Genomic DNA, 269 nt, shown 5'->3' with positions numbered 1-269 from the left:
CGCTGATAGGTGCCGCAGCGGCACAGATTGCCGCTCATGGCGTTGTCGATGTCGCCGTCCAGCGGGCGCCGGTTGGTGCGCAGCAGCGCGACGGCGCTCATCACCTGGCCGCTCTGGCAGTAGCCGCATTGCGGCACGTCGTGGCGCACCCAGGCATCCTGGACCGCCTTGCCGACCGGGTCGTCCTGCATCGCTTCGATGGTGGCGATCGCCTGGCCCGCGACCGCCGCGATCGGGGTGACGCAGGCGCGGATCGGGACGCCGCCCAG

Annotated in this window: 1 protein-coding gene; it reads right to left on the bottom strand. The window is 71.7% G+C overall.

Annotation, left to right across the window (positions count from 1 at the left end):
• On the bottom strand, positions 1-269 hold a 269-nt coding region (locus FEI13_RS18930), incomplete at both ends, for a (2Fe-2S)-binding protein (RefSeq protein ID WP_240036585.1).

The organism is Halomonas urmiana, from assembly GCF_005780185.1.
GTDB lineage: Bacteria > Pseudomonadota > Gammaproteobacteria > Pseudomonadales > Halomonadaceae > Halomonas > Halomonas urmiana.
This window is presented reverse-complemented; position numbering and strand designations above follow the sequence as displayed.